Annotated in this window: 20 protein-coding genes and 1 pseudogene; 7 read left to right on the top strand and 14 right to left on the bottom strand. The window is 55.0% G+C overall.

Annotation, left to right across the window (positions count from 1 at the left end):
* Positions 1-240: 240 nt before the first annotated feature.
* The 3 genes from OXR61_RS09455 (at position 241) to OXR61_RS09445 (ending at position 3475) form a co-directional block, all read left to right on the top strand.
* The gene (locus OXR61_RS09455) at positions 241-2295 is read left to right on the top strand and encodes an FUSC family protein (RefSeq protein WP_021508755.1); all 2055 of its coding nucleotides are present in this window, start codon (positions 241-243) and stop codon (positions 2293-2295) included.
* Between the two features lie 106 nt (positions 2296-2401).
* On the top strand, positions 2402-2623 hold the full coding sequence (locus OXR61_RS09450) for a YdgH/BhsA/McbA-like domain containing protein (RefSeq protein WP_010615756.1): 222 nt from the start codon (positions 2402-2404) through the stop codon (positions 2621-2623).
* Between the two features lie 150 nt (positions 2624-2773).
* Complete coding sequence (locus OXR61_RS09445) at positions 2774-3475, top strand: aspartate/glutamate racemase family protein (protein ID WP_021508754.1); 702 nt, start codon at positions 2774-2776, stop codon at positions 3473-3475.
* A 125-nt stretch (positions 3476-3600) separates the two neighbouring features.
* Here the strand turns inward: OXR61_RS09445 and OXR61_RS09440 are convergent, their stop codons facing one another.
* The 6 genes from OXR61_RS09440 to OXR61_RS09415 form a co-directional block, all read right to left on the bottom strand.
* Positions 3601-4872 carry an alanine racemase gene (locus OXR61_RS09440; RefSeq protein WP_021508753.1) on the bottom strand — a complete coding sequence of 424 codons (1272 nt, stop codon included), beginning with the start codon at positions 4870-4872 and terminating at the stop codon, positions 3601-3603.
* 11 nt (positions 4873-4883) lie between these two features.
* Positions 4884-5621 carry an amino acid ABC transporter ATP-binding protein gene (locus tag OXR61_RS09435; protein ID WP_021508752.1) on the bottom strand — a complete coding sequence of 246 codons (738 nt, stop codon included), beginning with the start codon at positions 5619-5621 and terminating at the stop codon, positions 4884-4886.
* Positions 5618-6262 carry an amino acid ABC transporter permease gene (locus OXR61_RS09430; protein WP_021508751.1) on the bottom strand — a complete coding sequence of 215 codons (645 nt, stop codon included), beginning with the start codon at positions 6260-6262 and terminating at the stop codon, positions 5618-5620. The genes OXR61_RS09435 and OXR61_RS09430 overlap by 4 nt, the downstream gene beginning before the upstream one ends.
* Entirely contained in the window at positions 6259-6996 is a 738-nt protein-coding gene (locus OXR61_RS09425; protein ID WP_021508750.1) for an amino acid ABC transporter permease, read from the bottom strand. The genes OXR61_RS09430 and OXR61_RS09425 overlap by 4 nt, the downstream gene beginning before the upstream one ends.
* 53 nt (positions 6997-7049) lie before the next feature.
* A complete protein-coding gene (locus OXR61_RS09420; RefSeq protein WP_021508749.1) occupies positions 7050-7886 on the bottom strand; it encodes a transporter substrate-binding domain-containing protein in 837 nt (278 codons plus the stop codon).
* 193 nt (positions 7887-8079) lie between these two features.
* Positions 8080-8472: a RidA family protein gene (locus OXR61_RS09415; RefSeq protein ID WP_021508748.1), complete on the bottom strand. Its 393-nt coding sequence runs from the start codon at positions 8470-8472 to the stop codon at positions 8080-8082.
* 381 nt (positions 8473-8853) lie between these two features.
* Between OXR61_RS09415 and OXR61_RS09410 the strand changes: the two genes are divergently transcribed.
* The 3 genes from OXR61_RS09410 (at position 8854) to zigA (ending at position 12240) form a co-directional block, all read left to right on the top strand.
* Positions 8854-9606 (top strand): IclR family transcriptional regulator, encoded by a 753-nt coding sequence (locus OXR61_RS09410; protein WP_021508747.1) that lies wholly within the window; start codon positions 8854-8856, stop codon positions 9604-9606.
* A gap of 150 nt (positions 9607-9756) precedes the next feature.
* Entirely contained in the window at positions 9757-10863 is a 1107-nt protein-coding gene (locus OXR61_RS09405) for an ABC transporter substrate-binding protein (RefSeq protein ID WP_021508746.1), read from the top strand.
* Positions 10864-11022: 159 nt separating this feature from the next.
* Positions 11023-12240, top strand: coding sequence for a zinc metallochaperone GTPase ZigA (gene zigA / locus OXR61_RS09400; protein ID WP_021508745.1), 1218 nt, complete (start codon positions 11023-11025; stop codon positions 12238-12240).
* Positions 12241-12281: 41 nt separating this feature from the next.
* Here the strand turns inward: zigA and OXR61_RS09395 are convergent, their stop codons facing one another.
* Positions 12282-12515: a hypothetical protein gene (locus OXR61_RS09395; protein WP_021508744.1), complete on the bottom strand. Its 234-nt coding sequence runs from the start codon at positions 12513-12515 to the stop codon at positions 12282-12284.
* 57 nt (positions 12516-12572) lie between these two features.
* Positions 12573-13253 (bottom strand): O-methyltransferase, encoded by a 681-nt coding sequence (locus OXR61_RS09390; protein WP_031279936.1) that lies wholly within the window; start codon positions 13251-13253, stop codon positions 12573-12575.
* A gap of 93 nt (positions 13254-13346) precedes the next feature.
* Here OXR61_RS09390 and OXR61_RS09385 point away from each other — a divergent pair.
* Positions 13347-13571 (top strand): annotated as a pseudogene (locus OXR61_RS09385) (helix-turn-helix domain-containing protein); the annotation flags it as partial.
* Between the two features lie 43 nt (positions 13572-13614).
* Here the strand turns inward: OXR61_RS09385 and OXR61_RS09380 are convergent.
* The 6 genes from OXR61_RS09380 to OXR61_RS09355 all read right to left on the bottom strand — a co-directional run bounded on the left by OXR61_RS09380 (position 13615) and on the right by OXR61_RS09355 (position 16403).
* Positions 13615-14892, bottom strand: a complete 1278-nt coding sequence (locus tag OXR61_RS09380; protein WP_267411923.1) for a DUF3596 domain-containing protein — start codon at positions 14890-14892, stop codon at positions 13615-13617.
* Positions 14893-14924: 32 nt separating this feature from the next.
* Positions 14925-15173 (bottom strand): excisionase family protein, encoded by a 249-nt coding sequence (locus OXR61_RS09375; protein WP_267411922.1) that lies wholly within the window; start codon positions 15171-15173, stop codon positions 14925-14927.
* Positions 15174-15270: 97 nt separating this feature from the next.
* A complete protein-coding gene (locus OXR61_RS09370) occupies positions 15271-15579 on the bottom strand; it encodes a hypothetical protein (protein ID WP_267411921.1) in 309 nt (102 codons plus the stop codon).
* 46 nt (positions 15580-15625) lie between these two features.
* Positions 15626-15955 carry a hypothetical protein gene (locus OXR61_RS09365; protein ID WP_267411920.1) on the bottom strand — a complete coding sequence of 110 codons (330 nt, stop codon included), beginning with the start codon at positions 15953-15955 and terminating at the stop codon, positions 15626-15628.
* Positions 15952-16158 carry a hypothetical protein gene (locus OXR61_RS09360; protein WP_267411919.1) on the bottom strand — a complete coding sequence of 69 codons (207 nt, stop codon included), beginning with the start codon at positions 16156-16158 and terminating at the stop codon, positions 15952-15954. Before OXR61_RS09360 ends, OXR61_RS09365 begins: the two co-directional genes overlap by 4 nt.
* 5 nt (positions 16159-16163) lie before the next feature.
* Positions 16164-16403: a hypothetical protein gene (locus OXR61_RS09355; protein ID WP_267411918.1), complete on the bottom strand. Its 240-nt coding sequence runs from the start codon at positions 16401-16403 to the stop codon at positions 16164-16166.
* Positions 16404-16536 lie beyond the last annotated feature (133 nt).

The raw sequence follows: 16536 nt of genomic DNA, 5'->3' as shown, positions 1-16536 counted from the left end.
GACGTCTCTCGTGGTTTTTCCTCCATCCTGGCAAAGTTGTTATATAACCAATAAATAACTTTTTAATATCGCTTATAACTCTAATTCCAGCCTGCATCAGCATTCACTGTAATGGGCAAGTTGCATAGAGAACCGGATAATTAGCACGGTAATAATTTGTATAACAAATCAAAATGTCATCGCCGCAGGCTTCTGTCAGGATAAGCGATAACGTTGCCTGCTATAGGTTGCTCCCGTTCTATGAAGTGGTTTTCCCGAAGCGCCGTACTGTTCTCTGCCAAAACCTGTCTGGCCGCCTTTCTGGCTTTTTATCTTGCGCTGGAACTCAACCTGGACAAACCCGCCTGGTCACTGACCACCGTGTATGTTGCCTCGCAGCTGTATTCCGCTTCGACGGTGTCCAAATCGGTGTTTCGCTTTTTTGGCACCGTGCTGGGCGGACTGTTTACTCTGTTGATCTATCCGGCTACGGTCCAGTCGCCGATGCTGTTCAGCCTGTGTATTTCACTCTGGGTTGCCGTCTGCCTGTATCTCTCGCTGCACGACCGAACGCCAAAAAGTTACGTCTTTATGCTGGCCGGCTACAGCGCCGCCATTATGGGCTTTCCCGATGTGACCTCGCCCGGCGCCATTACCTATACGGTGATTTCCCGCATTGAGGAAATCACCGTGGCGATTGTCTGCAGCAGCCTGGTGCATCGGCTGATCTTCCCGGTTTCGATGCGCCATCTGCTCGAACAGAGCGTCGGGCTGTGGTATCAGAACGCGCGTAAATTGTGTAGCGAGCTGATGACGGCGATGCCCGCGGCAAAATCACTGGAGCGCGAGGATATTCTGGTGCAGATGGCCAACTATCCACTTAACGTCGAAACGCTGATCACCCACTGCGTCTATGAAGGGGATGCCGCGCGGCGGCTGGTGCGGCTGGTCAGCGTGCAGTATCAGCATCTGTCGTACCTGATCCCGACGCTCACCGCCATTGAATCGCGTCTGAATCTGCTGGCACAGCAGCAGATCCGCTTTCCCGATTATGTCGCGACGGCCTTTCAGCAATTTTTACAATGGCTGAACGGCGACGCGCAGCAGCCGGTGCGCGATCGCCTCACCGACGCTCAGGAACAGCTGCAGCAGGCCTGGCGCGCAGGGCGGCTTAACAGTGAAGAGAGCATTTTGCTCATCGGTCTGCTGGAACGGTTACTCAACTTTGTCCGTATTGCTGATGCTTACCACAGCGTCAGCGAGCGCGTCAGTGACTGGACGCCAGCGGTTAAACCGGGCAAGGCTTCACGCGCGCACAAACATGTCGATAAAGGTCTGCTGTTGCTGTCGTGCTTTACTGCCTTCATCGCTACCTTTGCCAGCTGCCTGTTCTGGATCGGCAGCGGCTGGCGTGATGGTTCAACCGCGCCGATGATGGCGGCGGTGCTGTGTTCGTTCTTCGCCGGGCTTGATAGCCCCATCGCGCCGATGAAGCTGTTTCTGAAGGGCGTACTGATCTCCATGGCGATCAGCCTGATTTACGTCACGCTGCTGATCCCGCAGGCGGTGACATTTGAAGCGCTGGTGATATGCCTTGCGCCGGGGTTGTTTGCTTTAGGGCTGGTGATCGCCAATCCGTCAACCAACCTGATCGGTCTCATCGTTGCCACGCAGATCCCCGGTTTGATCGGCATGAGCCACCATTTCAAACCCGATTTGCAGCTTATAGTGAATGCCATGATCTCCACGCTGGTGGGCATTGCCGTTGCGCTGGTTCTGACGCTGCTGATTCGCAACAAACGTCCGGCGTGGACGGCCACGCGTGCGCTGCGTAAAGGCATTCGCGATCTGCTGCAGTTTATTACCGCGCTGCGCATGAACACCGCCACGCTGACGGCGCGGCAGCAATTTGTCGCACGCACGCTGGACAGGGTAAACGTGATTCTGCCGCGTAAACGCGTCGATCCGGCACCGGAGCTGGTGGCGGGCGGTAATCTGATTGCGGAGGCCTGGCTCGGTGCTAACTGCTATGACTATTACACCCGTCATCGGCACCTGCTGCTGGCGCACCAGATAGAAAGCGCGGCCATGTTTCACGAGCTGAGCCAGTTTCTTAAGCAGCGGCTAAAAACGCTGGACAGCACGCCGTCGCCGGCGCTGCTGCATGAGCTTGATGTGTTACTGCTGCGGCTGGAGGCGGCGGCGCAGCAGGAAAATGCGCTGTTTGCGCCGCTGTTTCATCTGTTCAATATCCATCTGTCGCTCTTTCCTGGCGCGCGCTGGCCGCAGCCGCTGGCAGAGCAAAACCGCACATAGTGTGATTAAGATCGCACTTTTTGTTAGGTGGTTAATAATAACAATGGTTACTATAACTTCCATGCAGAGCATTCAGCTCTGACCCAAACATTGAAGGAACATGACCATGAAAAACGTAAAAACTCTGACCATCGCTGCTGTTGCTGCTCTTTCTATGATCTCTTTCGGTAGCTTCGCCGCTGAAAGCATCTCTGTCCACGGCAGCACCCTGGATAGCGCTGAAGCCCAGGTAGCCGCTCAGGCTAAAGCGAGTGGTGCAGACAGTTACAAAATCACCAGCGCCCGCGCAGACAACGGCGTGGACATGACTGCTGAGCTGTACAAATAATAACAATCCCTTTCTCCGTTAACGTGCTTAGCCCGGGTTATCCCGGGCTTTTTTGTGCCTGCGATGCGGTTCAGCGCCGCGACGCTTTCATGCCTTCATTGAATACCGTACAGTGCCAGACGAGCTAATTTCCGTGGGGAACGGTAACTGATGAAAATGATTGGCCTGATTGGCGGCATGAGCTGGGAATCCACCGCGCTCTATTACCGCATCATCAATGAACAGGTAAAGCAACAGCTGGGCGGACTGCACTCGGCGCGCAGCCTGATGTACAGCGTCGATTTTCAGCAGATTGAGAAATTGCAGGTCGCCGGTGAATGGCAGCAGGCCGGTGAAGTCCTGGCCGAAGCCGCCCGTAGCCTGGAGAAGGGCGGGGCGGATTTCATTGTGCTGTGCACCAACACCATGCACAAAGTCGCCGATCACATCACCACGGCCACCCGCATTCCGCTGCTGCATATCGCTGACGCCACGGCACAACGCATTCGTCAGGCCGGCGTGAAACGCGTTGGTCTGCTGGCGACCGCGTTCACCATGGAGCAGGAATTCTATAAAGGGCGCCTTGAGCAGCAATATGACATTGAGGTGCTGGTACCGGACGCTACCGGACGTAAAACGGTGCACGACATTATTTATCAGGAGCTGTGCCTCGGCGTGATCCGTGAAGAGTCACGCGCGCAGTACCGTGACATCATCGCTCAACTGGTGGCAGAAGGAGCTGAAGCCATTATCCTTGGCTGTACCGAAATCACGCTGCTGGTAAAAGCGGAGGATGCGGCGGTGCCGCTGTTCGATACCACATTAATCCATGCGCAGGACGCGGTGAAGCTGGCGCTGGCAACAAATAACTAGCCTGCTAATTATAAGCTGTGTTATTATGTGCTCATTGAAGGCACAACGCCGACCCGCATGGTCGCACAGGGATGTGCCAGAACTGGCTGCCAGCACTGGCAGCCTTTTTTGTGGCTGAAAAAGCGTCAGAACGCTGTTTCCAGTGAATCGGTGACGCAATAGTCATCATCCACCAACGGTAAATAGCGCCATTTATCAAATGCGGTACAGGGATGGGAAATGCCGCAGCCAATCCAGTCGCCCGGTTGCAGCGGATCGTCCGCCGGTAACTGCAAATAAGCGTGCTGATCGTTGACGTCGGTGATGCGCAAATGCGTGGCCGCGCGCGGTGCGCTGCCGTCCGCCTGACGAATCCACAGCGGATTGGGCAGATCCTGATCGAACGGCACATCGCGCCGGCCGAAATCGACAAAGGCCAGCCCCGGCTCCGGACGCGATAACACGCGGCCCCAGATCTCCAGTGCGGCGCTGAAATGGTGCGTTGCACCCGGCTGCGCAAAGGGGGCAATGCGTGCATACAAGCCGCTGTCGTGTGCCATGTACGCACCGGATCGAATCAGCGGCGTGACCGGCAGCGGCAACTGTGCCGCGCTGAAGCCGGCCGCGACCACATCGAACCACGCGCCACCGCCGGCGCTGAGAATAATTTCTCCGCTGGCAAACAGCTGATGTTCAGCCAGCAGCGCGGCGGTCGCGATCATCATCTCGCAGTAATCTTTCACGCGCTGCACGCCTGCGGCATCGCGTCCGGCACCCAGCGCACCTTCATAACCGGCCACACCCACCAGCTGCAGCGAGCGGCTGTCATGGATTGCCTGGGCGATTTCCAGCGCGGTCTGCGGCGAGCGACAGCCGGTGCGGCCGCCGCTGACCGACATCTCCAGCAGCACGGCGATCTGTGCGCCGCCGAGATGCTGCTCAAGCAGTTTTACGCCCTGCAGCGAATCCACATAACAGAGAAAGCCGTGGTCGGGATGTTGCTGTTGCCACTGGCCAATCCAGCGGATCCCGGCGGGATCCACCAGTTCATTGGCGAGAAACACGTTGCGGATGCCAAACTGGCGCAGCGCGCGCACCTGGGCCGGCGTCGCTGCGCTCAGGCCCCAGGCGCCGCCTTCACTGACGGCACGGCGCAGAATCGCCGGCGACATCGAAGTTTTGCCGTGCGCGGCCAGCATCACGCCGTTTTCCTGGCAGAACGCCGCCAGTTGCCGCAGGTTATTCTCCAGCGCCGATTGTTTCATCAGCATCAGCGGTGAGAAAACGTCAGGGCTGTTAAACACAGGCGTACCGTTAGCCAGCGGCTGATTGCCCGTTCCGGCCACCGATTTAAACCGCGGCGCAGGCTGCAGCGCATCCAGCGCGCCGTCGGCCTGCAAAGGGAAGTGAATCGACATCCTGCCTCCTGTTAGTGCTCAAGCACGCGCGACAAAAACTGCTGGGTGCGCGGATTCTGCGGATTAACAAAAATCTGCTCCGGCGAACCCTGTTCGGCGATCACCCCCTGGTCCATAAACACCACGCGATCGGCGGTTTTACGCGCAAAGCCCATCTCATGCGTCACCACCACCATGGTCATGCCTTCGCGTGCCAGACTGCGCATCACTTCCATCACTTCACCAACCAGTTCGGGATCGAGCGCGGAGGTGGCTTCATCGAAGAACATGATTTTCGGCTCGACCGCCAGCGCGCGGGCAATCGCCACACGCTGTTGCTGCCCGCCGGACAGCTGAGCCGGATAGTGATGCGCGCGCTCCGCCAGGCCAACGCGCGTCAGCGCCGCCATGCCGCGTTTGTTCGCTTCCGCTTCGGACAGCTTCTGCGCTTTAATCAGCGCCAGCGTCACGTTGCCGAGTGCGGTTTTATGCGGGAACAGGTTGAACTGCTGAAACACCATGCCGACGTGGCCGCAAATTTCACTGCTGCGTTTACGGTCGTGCAGCGGTACTTCATTGACCCAGATTTCACCGCCGTCGGCGGTTTCCAGACCACTCATAATGCGCAGCACGGTACTTTTTCCCGAGCCGGAGGCGCCAATCAGCACCAGCACTTCGCCCGGCGACACGTCCAGGCTGATCTCTTTCAGTACCTGGGTTGCGCCAAAGGATTTGGTAATACGGCTCAGCGTAATGGCGGATTTGCTCATGATAACTGGCTCCTGGTTTGATGATGTTGAACCCAACGGGAAAGCGGAAAGCAGACAGCGAAGTAGAGCAGGGCGACCAGGCCGTAAACCACCACAGGCTGGCCAATGCGATCGACAATCGCCTGCCCCTGGTGCATCAGCTCCGACATGCCGATCATGCTGACAATTGACGTATCTTTGATCAGTGAAAGATACTGACCCACCAGCGGCGGCAGTACGATGCCGCGCGTTTGTGGCAGCACTACGCTGAGAAACGTCTGGCGTTTTGATAAACCGAGGATCCACGACACTTCCCACTGCCCTTTCGGCACGGCTTCGATGCCGGCCCGGAACACTTCAGCAATGTAAGCGCCCTGATAAATGCTCAGGCCCAGAATGCCGGCGGCGAACAAATTGATTTCATAGCCAAAATAGGCCACGCCGAAGTAAATGAACATCAGGGTGATCAGCACCGGCGTGCCGCGAAACAGCTCGGTGTACAGCACGGCAATCTCTCTGGCGATCGGCAGACGGCTGGTGCGAAGCACCGCGGCGAGTAAACCGAGCAGGGTGCTGCCGGCGATAGCGGCGATGGACAGCAGTAAGGTGATGACCAGCCCTTTCAGCAGGATTGGCAGCGAGCTGATGATAAGTTCGCTCATAACGCATTCTCCCGTTTCACTGGATTAATCAGCCATTTTTTTGCCCACCGCCAGCCGGACTTTTTTACCGGCGTTACCAGCGGCGGGTGGAACAGCCGGCGTCCGGCTACGGTGCCAAGCCATGAAAACAGGTTGCTCAGCACCAGATACACCAGGGCAACGACGCTGAAGGTCTGGATATAAAGCAGGGTGCGCGCGTTGATCACCGTGGCGGTGCCGGTCAGCTCCGGCAAAGCGATCGCCGAGAGCAGCGACGTACCGAGCAGCAGCTGAATCAGGTTATTGATGATCGCCGGCCAGACGGCACGAGCAGCCTGGGGCAGCACCACGCTGAGGAAAATCTGGTGGCGCGGAATGCCGAGGATATATGCCGCTTCCAGCTGGCCCTTCGCCACGGACTGAATACCGGCGCGGAAAGTTTCCGACAAATAGGCACCAACGTTAATCCCCAGTGCCAGCACCCCGGCGGTAAAAGCGCTCATGGTGATACCGAGCGACGGCAGGCCAAAAAAGATGATAAAAATTTGCAGCAGCACCGGCGTATTGCGGATGAACTCAACATAACAGTGGCTGATCCAGCGCAGCGGCGCCAGCGGTGAAGATTTCGCCAGTGCGGCCAGCAGACCGAGCGCCACCGCCAGCGCGAACGCCAGCAGGGTAACCTGCAACGTGAGCCACGCGGCCTCCAGAAAGGTGTCGGCGTAACGCCACAGGGTTAGCCATTGATAACTCATGGTATGACTCCTTCAGGCGGCGCAGCCTGTGCGACTGCGCCGTGGGCGGACAATCAGTATTGCGGATTCAGCGGATAACGCGGTTTGCTGCCGAACCATTTCTCATACAGCTGGGCGTTCTCACCAGATGCGTTGATTTCAAACAGGAATTCGTTGAGGTAATTGGTCCATACCTGGTCGCCCTGTTTCACCCCAAAGGCGTTGTACTCCAGTGGTACCAGCGCTTCGTTGGTCACGGCCAGTGACGGATCGAGCTTCGCCTGGTAAGCGAGGAAGTTGTTATCCTCGATCATCGCATCGGCCTGACCCTGTTTGACGGCCAGAATCGCCGCCTGGGATGAGTCGTACTCCTGAATTTTCACGTCGATGCCGAGGTTGCGCACTTCGTCGCCATTGGTCGAGCCTTTCACCGTGGCAATGGTTTTGCCGGCCATGTCATGCGCAGACTGAATGCCGCTGTTTTTGCGCACCAGCATTGCCTCACTGGCCACTACGTACGGATGGGTGAAGCCAATCTCTTTGGCGCGTTCCAGATTGCGGGTGAAGTTACAAAACACCACATCGACTTTGTTGGTTTGCAGATTAGGGATGCGGTTGGCGCTGGTGGTGTTGACCATTTCCAGCTTCACGCCCATCTCTTTGGCCAGCGCTTTCGCCAGGTCAACGTCGTAACCATCCGGGTTGCCGTCTTTGTCATAAAAACCGAACGGTGCGAAGCTCAGGCAGTCACCGACGCGCAATGTGCCGCGCTGCAGCACGGTTTGCAGCGCCGACTGTGGCGCAGCGCCAGCCTCTTTTTTCTCTTCAGTCGGCGTACAGCCTGCTATCGCCAGCAAGACCAGCGCACCGGCCACGGTTTTGGCACTTAATTTCAGCGATGTTGCATTCATCTTTATGCTCTCTTTAAATGTTTGACGAGACGGCGTTATTCCGCATCACCCGTTTAATAGACGATCGCCAGCGCAGCGGCAGCACCGCCTGTTTCGGGTTATTTTTTTGAAAAAGCAAATGTATTAATTAATATCAGGCTGGCCTGGTGTTGGCGAAGAAAATGAACATCGCAGCCTGGTTGGATGGTATTACTTATTTACGGTCGGCGCGGAAACATTTCATGTCCACTTCGACTTTGCAGTCGACCACTAAATCCTGCACGCTACAAATACGCGCCGGTGGATGACCACTGAATATCTCACTGAATACTTTGTTGAAAGAACTGAAATAACGCGCGTCGGTCAACACCGCCGTCACATGGACCACATCCTCCACGCGATAACCCGCTTCGCGCATGATAGTGAGGCAGTTGTCGAACGCTAACTGTGTCTGTTCGATGATGCCGCCTTCTACCACTTCGCCGTCGCGCATCGGCGTCTGGCCTGAGATATACAGCCAGCCATCGGCCTCAACGGCGCGGGCGAACGGCAATTTTTGCCCGCCGGTACCGGTACCGCCCTCAATGCCATAACGTTTGATCGTCATGTCTTTCTGCTCCTTTGCACACTTCTGTTTCTGTCTGATATACCAGACTGCTATCTGCAATACCGGATAGGACGAGATTTGCACAGCTGTTGCTTTTTTGCAATATGCCAATCGGCAATTAATTTTTTGCCGTGCTGGTGCGATCGCAAAATAAAATCCAGTGCCTGATTTTTTTGAATGGAAATGTGACCGCTATCGAAATTAACAGTGAGGCTCATCCTTTTTATGCGCCACAATGGGGCCCGAAAATAGCGCATGATAAATAAATTCGCCGGAAAGATTTTTATTATTGTGGGGATGGGTAATTCCGTTTGCCGGGTGTATCATGCAGCTCTTTTTAAACGCAGATGAGTAGCACCATAACGACAGGGGAGTGAGCGTATGCCGGATGAAAAAACGTCCCGGGCACGCGGTGTTGACCGGGTTATTGATATTTTTCGCCAGCTGCATATCGCGCGTCAGCCTATGGCGATGCGGGATTTAATCGAAGCGACCGGTGCACCGCGCTCCAGTATTTATGAGCTGGTCAGTTTGCTGAGTGAAGCGGGTCTGGTTGAGCTTGATGCGGAAGGTGCCGTGTTTTTCGGTCGTGAAATGCACTATTACGGTGCGGATTACATGGCCCACAATGATCTGATCCGTCGTGCACATCAGCTTATGGTTGAGATCGTGGCGCGTCATGGCGAAACCGTGCAGCTGTGTATGCTGGAAGGTAACAAATACACCGTGGTGCTGTCGGAGAGCAACGCCCATCCGTTTAAAATCACCTCTGATATCGGTGTACGCGTGCCGATCACCTGGACAGCGACCGGTCGTTTGCTGCTGAGTAACTGGTCGGACAGCGCCATCCTCGACCTGATTCCGGAGGAGGATTATCGGCTGGTCAGCGGTCAGATTCTCGATAAGCAGACCTTCCTTGAAGAGATTCACCGAGCCGGCCAGCTGGGCTACTGCATGACCGAAGGTCTGTCCGAAAGCTTTACCTGCTGTATGGCTGCACCGATTCGCTCGCGCAGCGGCCAGGCGGTCGCGGCGATCTGCTTTATGGTCAGTCGTGATACCCCGGCGGAACGCCGACAGATGCTGTTGCAGGAGCTGATCGCGTCCGGGCAAAAATTGTCTGATTTCACCTGAGCCGTTGCTTCGCCACAGCGTAATGCAGCGGACTCCCGGCGCCGTATTATTCGCTTACAACCCCATGCCGTCGGGTTTATTTTGCCGTGATTAAGGTTGTGTTAAGGTAATTGATAATAATAACTATTTCTTTTACCACGGAGTTTTGGCATGAAAACGCGCCTGTTACTGGCAATGGGGATTCTGGTCTCAACCGCAGCCTGCGCGACTGACTATCCGCTCACCGTCACCGACATGGATGGTCACACGCAAACCATCAGCAAAGAACCGCAGCACATCATTCTGCAGGATGGGCGCGATGTGTTGACGCTGGCGCTGCTCGATCGCGACAATCCGTTTAAACGCGTTGTGGCCTGGAACAATCTGCCGAAAAAGCAGGATACGCAAACCTGGGATATGCTAAAGCGCCGCTGGCCTGAAGCGACAAAAATTGTCGATATGGGCTTCAGCGATCAGGGCCAGGTTAATCTGGAAAGCGTGCTGGCGCAGAAACCGGATCTGATGATTGCGCAGCTGCGCGCTAAGCCGGCGCTGGAACAATCCGGCGTGCTGAGCACGCTGAACAACCTGCACATCCCGGTGCTGTTCGTCGATTATGAACTGCATCCGGCACAAAACACCGCCCCGAGCGTCACGCTACTGGGCAAAGTGCTGAACCGCGAAAGCGAAGCCAAAGCCTACACCGATTTTTACCAGCAGCGCTTCGACCGCATCACGCAAGCCGTTGCGAAGGTCAAAAACAAACCCACGGTATTTATCGAACCCATTGCCGGTAACAGCGATAACTGCTGCTTTACCCACAGCCATAATGGCTGGGGTGGCCTGGTAGAAGCGGTCGGCGGCAAAAATATTGGTTCGGCACTGCTGCCAGGCAATGCCGGCTTTGTCGCGCTGGAAAAAATCATCGCCATGAAACCGGACGTTTACATCATGACCGGTTCGAAGCGGCCAAACAGCAATGTGCTGCCGTTTGGTTACGGCGTGCAACCGCAGGAAGTGCGTGCCACGTTCCAGACGTTATTGCAGCGTACCGGTCTGGCGCAAATCGCGCCGGTGAAGCAGGGGCGCGTGTATGGGGTGTATCATCACTTTTACAATCACCCGTACAACATTATCGGCATGGAAATCCTCGCGAAGGATCTCTATCCACAGCAGTTTGCCGATCTCAAACCGGTGGCGGATTTCCATACCCTCGTGAAAACCTTCACTCAACTGCCGGACGATGCCATCGAACTGAGCTATCCGGACAACCAGTAATTGCCCGCAGCGGGCGCCCGGCCCGCTGTTCGCTTTCCCTGAAAGGCAAAATCCCCACAAAAAGTGCACGACGATCATGACACTGCATATTGTTATGTTATAACATATCAATATCAGCACCCCTTCAGGTGCGCGTGATGTCATTATTCAGGAGTGATTATGTCAGCTTTATCCACAAACGGCGGCTTCAGGCGGCTGCCGGTCACCGTACTCTCTGGCTTTCTCGGTGCCGGAAAAACCACTTTGCTTAACCATATTCTCAACAACCGCGAAGGCCGCCGCGTGGCGGTGATCGTCAACGATATGTCGGAAGTGAATATTGATGCCGCGCTGGTGCGCGAGGGCGGGGCGGCGTTGTCACGTACCGACGAGAAGCTGGTGGAAATGAGCAACGGCTGCATCTGCTGCACGCTGCGCGAAGATTTACTGCTGGAGGTCAACCGGCTGGCTAAAGAGGGGCGTTTTGATCATCTGGTGATTGAATCGACCGGCATCTCTGAGCCGTTGCCGGTGGCGGAAACCTTTACGTTTGCCGATGAAGAGGGGCAAAGCCTGTCCGTCGTGGCGGCGCTGGATACCATGGTGACCGTGGTGGATGGCTACAATTTCCTGCGTGACTATGATTCCAGCGAAAGCGTCCGCTCGCGCGGCGAATCGCTTGGCGAGGAGGATGAGCGCACGGTGGTCGATTTGCTGATCGATCAGATTGAATTTTGCGATGTGCTGATTCTCAACAAAACCGACCTGATTGATGCGGCGGAACAGGCACGGTTGACCGCGATTCTGCACTCGCTCAATCCCCGTGCGCGGATTATTCGCGCGCAGTTTGGTCAGGTGGCGCTTGATCAGGTGCTGAATACCGGCCTGTTTGACTTCGATGCTGCGGCACAGGCTCCTGGCTGGCTGAAAGAGTTGCGCGGCGAGCACACGCCTGAAACTGAAGAGTATGGCATCCGCAGCTTTGTTTTCCGCGCGCGTCGTCCCTTCCATCCGCAGCGTTTTTATCAGGTGATTACGCAGCACATGCAGGGCGTGGTGCGGTCGAAAGGGTATTTCTGGCTGGCAACCCGCCCGCGTCACGCCGGATCCTGGTCGCAGGCCGGCGGCGTCACGCGGCAGGGGCTGGCCGGGATGTGGTGGGCCTGCGTGCCTGAAGATCGCTGGCCGCAGGACGCAGACACGCTGCACTACATCCGCGAAAACTGGCATGAAGGCACGGGGGATGCGCGGCAGGAGATGGTGATCATCGGGATCGATATGGATGAAACCGTGCTGCGTCAGCAGCTGCACCATGCGTTACTGACCGATGAGGAGATGGCGCTGGGGCCAGACGGCTGGGCACAGTTGCCGGATCCGTTCCAGCCATGGTTTGACTGATGCGTCGCCGCGCAGCGGGCTGTGCGGCGACGCACCTATCATCATAACCCGCTATTCACCAGCCGCATCTGGGTGCAGAACGGACACTGACAGCCGCTCACCGCCGCCGCCAGGCGCGCATGCGCTTCGGCAATCGCCAGCGGCTGCGCCTGATCGGTGCTGGCAAGTGCGTTAGCCGGTTTCAGCGCCAGCTTTAACGGATCAATTTTCGCCTGAAATGCCCCCGCTTTCGCCGAAGCAAAAGCAATCACTAACAGTGGAACGGTAACCTTCATCGCAGCAACCTCAATCAGAGCACGGGATTGTAACGATATAACATAAACGTGACGCTGTTAAGCGCCTTTATGTGGCGATCCCAGCCACATTGAAACTTCGACGCCATCAGCAAAAGGCAGCGAGGTATAGAGGCGGCTGCCGTGGACCATTTCCAGATATTCCGGGCTGAAATCGGCATCATCGGCCACAATCAGGGCACCCGGACGCAACCAGGGCTGCACCAGCTGCAAAATCTCCGGATAGATCGCCTTCGCGCCATCCAGCACCAGCATATCAACGCTGGCTGGCAGGTCCTGACTCAGCGTGTCCAGCGCATCGCCCACGCGAATTTCAATCAGGTCACTGACGCCAGCATCGGCAAAATGATTGCGCGCCAGCGCCACTTTGCCCGGTTCAAACTCGCTGGTGATGATGCGACCGCCGCCGTTATCGCGCACCGCCGCCGCCAGGTGCAGGGTGGAGAGACCAAACGAAGTACCAAACTCAACGATATGCTGCGCCCGGCTGCTGCGCGCCAGCATGTACAGCAGTTTGCCGGTTTCCCGCGAGACCGCCAGCGGCACATCTTTTAAATGACCGTAAAGTTCGCGGTAATCGGTTTTGCTCTGCAGCAGACGCGTTTGTTCCTCATCGGACATCACGCGAAACGCTTCATTAGTGGGATGCGCCATGTTATCCGCCAACTCAAACAGATAGTTAAGCAGCGGTGCCAGCGGCGCGGAAGTCAGGGTGTTCATCATCGGGGTTCCTGCATCAGAAGATGGATTTTGCGTCAGGAACATAATACGATGAATTACTCGCATTTCACTATTCGCGTTCAGGAGCAGACAATGGCCGCACAACGTAACGCTAAGATTTCTGAAAGAAAAAAGCCGCAGCAGGCGCGATCCAGTGAGCTGGTGGCAGCCATTTTGCAGGCGGCGACTCAGGTTCTGGAGCAGGAAGGTGCCACACGCTTTACCACTGCCCGCGTGGCCGAACGGGCGGGCGTCAGTATTGGATCGCTGTACCAGTATTTTCCCAACAAGGCCGCTATTCTTTTCCGTCTGCAGAGTCAGGCTTGCTAGATAGTTATCTATCTAAATCATTAGGATGCGTTCAGGCGGTTTTGTTTTGGGGCATGTATGGGGTATTCCTGCCAAATCCGGCGTTCATGATAGTCATCTGATCCAGATTGTTCTCCTTCATCCACTTTCCATATACTGTGTAAATCATCTGCGCAGAAACGTGACCCATCTGGTTAGCTATGAAGCTTGGGTTGGCCCCAGCACTCAATGCCCAGCAAGCATACGTGTGTCTCGTTTCGTAAGCTTTCCTGTGCCTGACGCCCGCCTTCCTTAAAATAATCGCCCATGCTTTGTTAAGAGACCCGTTTACGTACCAGTGCGTTACTTTTCCATTTTTTGCAGTCAGGTGCGGTGAAAAAATGAATGTGCACAAGTCCTTTCTGGTTTCACCGTTCTGCCTGAGGTTAATTTTTACCTCATGCTGAATCCCCATTCTGGTAAGTGGCATCTGGTTTTTCAGCGCCTCTATCGCGGGTTGTGTCAGCTGAATTGTTCTTACTCCAGCCTCAGTCTTAGGCGGCGCGAAGTGATTGGCCAGAGCCTCTCCCCGAGTAACCTTCACGGTCCAGTTTACAGTGTCAACATCCTCCCATGCTAAAGCGTTGAGTTCTCCATGCCTCAGGCCCGTGTTCACAGCGAAGCAGATCATGTTCCTCATCTGCTCTGTCGGACAGCAGTTGAGTATCCGCTGGTACTCTTCTTTCGTAAGTGGGTCCGGATCTGGTCGTGATTGTTTTAGAGGCGAGATTCCCTGGAACGGATTTTTCTCCAGATATCCATTGCATAACCCGAAGTCGAACATGCTGTATAGACGGAGCATGTATCCATTTACGGTTGTTGCCTTCCTTCCAGCCTTAGGGGTGTGCGTCCGTCCTCTCGGTCTTTGCCACCCTTCCATCAATTGCTTTCTGGCAACCAGAATATCTTCCTGTGTAACACTGTTCGCCAGCCTCTCTCCATCAAGAACCTCAAACACGCTCCTGAACGATGCCCTGTAATTTGAAATGGCGTTGACTGAAAGCTCCATCTCCTTGAGTTCCATCCATTTCGTGGACAGCTCGTTTAAGGTGACTGGCTTACGGTTTCCTCCAAATTTGAAAACGTTACGCGAATCAGGGAATTGCTTGCTGTAATCGAAATTTCCTGTTTTGATTGCATAGCACACCGTTGTGCGCAATTCTCCTGCCATTTTCCTGTTCCGGGGTGTATCCGGCACCCCGAGACTTTCCCTAACTCTTTTACCCTGGTAAATGAACCAGATGCGCAGGAACCCTCCATGGTTCTCTACACCAGTTGGATAGCTTGCCATTCACTTTCCTCGGTTGTTGATGGATGCGCCATTTAAGCAGAAATCCGCCGGCGGATCGCCGGTCGCTGCTTCTCAATCCAGTGATTAATTTCTGGCAGGCAATACATGATGGTGCTGTTTTCCTTGGGAGAAAGGTCTGGCGAAACGTGCTTATACTCCCTTCCTTCCATCCATGTGGAGCGGCGGGCATGCTGAATCATGTGTTTAGTCATGCCAGTCACTATGGTGAGAACTGATTCTGAAACCCACTTATTGGGAGCCAGTTGCACAACGTTTTCCATCTCTACTCCTTTGGCGGCCATCGCCACGCAATAATCAGGGCAATAAAAAAGGCGATCCACAGTGTGATATCGCCTGGTGACAGGGTGGGGAGGGTGTTCATGATTCGGTTAGCATCTTGCTGAAATTCGCGCTCATCTCCTTTTTATATCTGTCAATGTCATCTTCCATATTTTTGAATGGAACTTGCTTCCTGCTGCGCTGCAATGTGTATCCGCATCGGGCCATGTACCAGAGAAATGTGTCGACGACATAGATATGACCATCTCTCCAGTTTCCGTTTTCATCAGCATTAGTAATGGTGTTGTGCATAGCCTTAAACAAATCTTTCTGGCTGTGGAAGTCGCGCAGGAATTCAGGCATATATTCACCACTGGTGAGCCACTCAGATAGTAAGTCTTTTGACATAACAGCTCCTCACGCAGAGCGCGATAAAGGTTAATGGGGTGGGGGATTAGATGTGCTGAGCGAAATCCGCGGCTAGCAGAGTTATTGCTTTGCGCAGAGCTTCAGTGCGACGGTTAAGCTTATATTCGACAGTGCGTGATTGGGCGCCATCGGGCTCGCTGACCATCACAACCATTCCGCCAAAGCAGATAGTCATATTCATCAAAGCGGCAAGGTGCACAGCCTGCTCTGTCGAAGCGATCGGATTCCATTCCTTGCCAGCGGCTGCAGTCAGGTTAATTTTTTCCAGTGGTGATACAGCCAAATATCGGGCTGTTGCATGCGACAACTCACATAACTCCTCGTTTCGAAGCTCCAGAATTTCCTCCTGACTCATGCCGCCCCCTTAAACTGCTTGGCGCGCTCAACCTTCTGGTAGTCCTCGCCACACTCCTTGCTGCAGAAACTTCCCTTACTGATAGATTCCTCGCAGTAGTGGCAATGGCCGGTAAACTCAATGGCAGGGCGCTGGCGGTTCTTAAGTGCTATCTCAACGTTGAGTAATTCCAGTTCTGCTGCTGCGTCGATTTCGTCACACATTTTCGTCACTCCCTGATATTGGCAATCATCTTGTCAATGTATTCATCTACCTCAGCGGCATCGCCTGATGCAGATTCCAGCACAGAAACCAGCTCGTCATCGCTCATGGATAATGCAGAAAGAATTTCAACGATGCAGTTGCCAGCAATATAAAGTTCTGATTGGTCAGAGCAATCAGCGAAACAGCCCTTAATGGCTGACACCAGGTTGCATCGAAGCTCATTCGGATAGTCGGTATTAATCATGTTCGGTTCCTTTGGGCAAAAAAAACCGCTTTCGCGGCTAACGGTAAACAGGTGAGCACTCAAGCTGCGCCATTGGCCGGCGCTGCAGTATTCGCTCTTTGATGGATTCGCAGGCTTCCTTTGTCTCCCATAT

Source organism: Pantoea sp. GM_Pan_4 (assembly GCF_026541005.1).
Taxonomy (GTDB): domain Bacteria; phylum Pseudomonadota; class Gammaproteobacteria; order Enterobacterales; family Enterobacteriaceae; genus Pantoea; species Pantoea dispersa.
This window is presented reverse-complemented; position numbering and strand designations above follow the sequence as displayed.